The sequence below is a fragment of the Streptomyces sp. NPDC046985 genome (assembly GCF_040644415.1).
GTDB lineage: Bacteria > Actinomycetota > Actinomycetes > Streptomycetales > Streptomycetaceae > Streptomyces.
This window is the reverse complement of sequence record NZ_JBEYWK010000046.1, coordinates 1-2,745: the sequence shown is the minus strand read 5'-3', so window position 1 is coordinate 2,745 and position 2,745 is coordinate 1. Positions and strand designations below refer to the sequence as shown.

Sequence of the window (2,745 nt, the reverse complement as noted above, 5' to 3'; positions counted from 1 at the left end):
CCCTTACCTCACGGCACGAAAACGGTCCACCGACTTCGTCGGCGGACCGTCACGCAAGATCGAGGTTGAGCTAAATACCCAAAAAACGGGCAGGTGGGTTTGAAGCGTATTTCAGTATTCCGTTACCAGAGGCTTCGAGGCGTCAACCACGTAAGTCGAGAGCATCATGGTCTTCACGGCTCCGACATTGCGTGCGTTATGAATGGCACCAGCCGGAATGAAGAATGGATCGCCTGTTTGAAGACGCAGGGATGAATTTCCCTCGTCAAACTCCATGAGCACCTCGCCATGAATGATGTAGCCGACCTCCACGCCAGGGTGGCTGTGACGGCCCGATTCTTTGGTCACAGGGATCTGGACCAAGGTTTGCACTGCCTGCCACCCCTTAGCCGGAGAAGGATGGCTCTGCAGCAGAGTCCGAGTCACTCCGGCAGTCGGATCAGAGGGGCCTCCCGAGCCATGCTCATTATGGCCATCGCGGAGGGGCTGACCCTCGGCGGAGGTGGCCAGCCCGGCCACGCCCGCGGCACTCACTGCGGCCACGCCGATGTTACGCATCACGCTTCGGCGATCGATCGTCATTTTCTCGTCCTCAGATCATTCACGGGGGCCTAATTGGTCTTCGATGTAGAGGCGCTGGCGGTACCAGCTCTCAGGTGAAGCTCAGGCGGACCGTGAGCACGGGGTCCAGCGCATGCGCCAGACGGAATGGTTGTTCTTGCGGAAGGGGACGCTACCCAAACTTCTTGCAGCACGCAAGTAACTCCGTGGCTTCGTGAATTAGTTGGTGGTTTGGCGGCAGATGGACGCGAATCTTTCCAGGTGCGCGAAGCCGCACAGGATGGCGACGGGTTCGTAGGGGTCGATGGCAGCAACGGAGTCGCCCGCTTCCGCGGGTCGTCCGCACTCGGATACCCCGCCAACCAACTACTGAACTTGATCGGGTGATGTCGGGCTGTTTGCCGGACAGCGCGCAGGCGGAGTCGGTAGTCCTGGCTGGGTGAGATATCCGCAGGGCGGTGGCTTGACCGATGCCGAGAGGATCGCGCGGGAATGGGTCCGGCTCCAGGCCGTGGCTGGCTTCGAGGGCGGGGAGAAGAATCAGGAGATCGCTGTCGTGTTGTGGGTCTCGGAGCGGTCGGTGGGACGTTGGCGGCGTCAGTGGCGCGAGGAGGGCTTGGCCGGGGTGGCATCGAAGGGATCGCCTGGCCGGCCTCGGCTGTCGGGCGTGCAGATGGCCCGACTGGAGCGGGAGTTGGAGCGTGGCCCGCTGGCCCATGGGTGGGCCGACCAGCGGTGGACGCTGGCCCGAGTGAAGACGCTGATCGGCCGTCTGTTCCATGTCGCGTGCACCGTGGAGGGGACATGGCGGCTGCTGAGGCGGCACGGCTGGTCCTGGCAGCAGCCCGCCCGGCGCGCGATCGAGCGCGACGACGACGCGGTGGAGCTGTGGAGGCGGGAGGTCTGGCCGCAGGTAAGAGCACCGCGGCGGTGAACAACGCATGGGTGGTCTTCGAGGACGAAGCCGGCCAGTCGATGACACCGCCGCGCGCCAGAACCTGGGGCCGCCAGGGCATCACCCGGGTCGTCCGCGTGCGCGGACGGGGATCGGGCCGCGTCTCCATGGCGGGCATGACCTGTTACAAGGTCGGCGAGCGGTCCCGTCTGATCTACGCGATCCGCGAGTACCGGGGCCGCAAGGCCGAACCGAAGGGCTTCGGCTGGAAGGACTGCCGCGACCTGGTCATCCGCGCCCATACCCAGCTCGGCGGCCCGATCGTCCTGGTATGGGACAACCCGCGTATGCACCTGGTCGCGCCGCTACGGGAGTGCTTCGAGGCCAACACCGACTGGCTCACCGTCTTCCAGCTACCGACCTACGCCCCGGACCTCAACCCGCAGGAGGGCATCTGGTCGCTGGTCAAAAGCAACCTCGGCAACCTCGCCGCCGCCGACCTCAGCCAGGTCACCCGCGCAGTGAAACGCAAGCTCAAGATGCTTCAGTACCGGCCGGAAGTCATCGACGGCTGTCTGACGGGCACCGGCCTGAGCATGGATCTGGCCCCTGACCAACGCGGTGATGAAAATGCCCGACCGCTTACGGCGCCAGGTATGGCAGCATCATCGCCATGTCTTTGCTGACCTGGGACTACGACGGTGATCTGTTCTGCGCCCTCACCACCGAGACGGGCGCAACTGAAGGCCGGATGACACATTTCGAGCTCAGCGAAGCCCGCACGGTTCCGGGCGGAGCCTCTTCTGTGCCTGCTTCACCGGCGCCAGGGCCGACAACTGTGACGGTGCTTGTCTACGCACCCGAGGAGGAGAAGCCGGCAGAGGTCTACTTCGACGGGAATCAAACGCTGCCGTTCGCCGTCCTCCAGCACTTCGTGGCGCTCGTTGCCCCACCCGTGGAAAGCACAGGATCGTAGAGCAGACGTCCTGACAGCACAGCGAGATCCAGGGCCGACATCACGAGTTCAAGTTCAGTAAGGTTGACCTGCCTGCTTCTTCGTTAGCCGGCGAGCGTGAGGTTGTGGAGGCGGGCTATGCCGAGCATGGCGTGGTGGACGCCGTCGCCTTTGAGGCGGCAGTCGCGGAGGATCTTCCAGCTCTTCATGCGGGCGAAGGTGTGCTCGACGCGGGCGCGGACCTTGCGGTGGGAGGTGTTGTGTTCCTCTTTCCAGGCGGGGAGTTCGGTCTGGCCGGGTTTTCTGCGGTGCGGAATGATGAGGCCGGTTCCCT

General features: G+C 64.2%; 5 protein-coding genes. 3 read left to right on the top strand and 2 right to left on the bottom strand.

Annotation, left to right across the window (positions count from 1 at the left end):
- Positions 1-111 precede the first annotated feature (111 nt).
- Positions 112-582 carry a cupin domain-containing protein gene (locus ABZ861_RS31420; protein ID WP_361637441.1) on the bottom strand — a complete coding sequence of 157 codons (471 nt, stop codon included), beginning with the start codon at positions 580-582 and terminating at the stop codon, positions 112-114.
- A 418-nt stretch (positions 583-1,000) separates the two neighbouring features.
- On the opposite strand from ABZ861_RS31420, the gene ABZ861_RS31415 reads away from it, so the two are divergent.
- The 3 genes from ABZ861_RS31415 to ABZ861_RS31405 are packed head-to-tail and all read left to right on the top strand — an operon-like array spanning position 1,001 to position 2,432.
- A complete protein-coding gene (locus ABZ861_RS31415; protein WP_361637438.1) occupies positions 1,001-1,495 on the top strand; it encodes a winged helix-turn-helix domain-containing protein in 495 nt (164 codons plus the stop codon).
- Entirely contained in the window at positions 1,492-2,142 is a 651-nt protein-coding gene (locus ABZ861_RS31410; protein WP_361637434.1) for a transposase, read from the top strand. The genes ABZ861_RS31415 and ABZ861_RS31410 overlap by 4 nt, the downstream gene beginning before the upstream one ends.
- Positions 2,130-2,432 (top strand): hypothetical protein, encoded by a 303-nt coding sequence (locus ABZ861_RS31405; protein WP_361637431.1) that lies wholly within the window; start codon positions 2,130-2,132, stop codon positions 2,430-2,432. The genes ABZ861_RS31410 and ABZ861_RS31405 overlap by 13 nt, the downstream gene beginning before the upstream one ends.
- Positions 2,433-2,515: 83 nt before the next feature.
- Here the strand turns inward: ABZ861_RS31405 and ABZ861_RS31400 are convergent.
- Positions 2,516-2,745: transposase (locus ABZ861_RS31400; RefSeq protein ID WP_361637428.1), on the bottom strand; the 230-nt coding region annotated here is incomplete at its 5' end.

Coding starts and splice junctions, on each gene's coding strand:
- ABZ861_RS31420 (WP_361637441.1), bottom strand. CDS start 582: ATGACGATCGATCGCCGAAGCGTGATGCGTAACATCGGCGTGGCCGCA.
- ABZ861_RS31405 (WP_361637431.1), top strand. CDS start 2,130: ATGTCTTTGCTGACCTGGGACTACGACGGTGATCTGTTCTGCGCCCTC.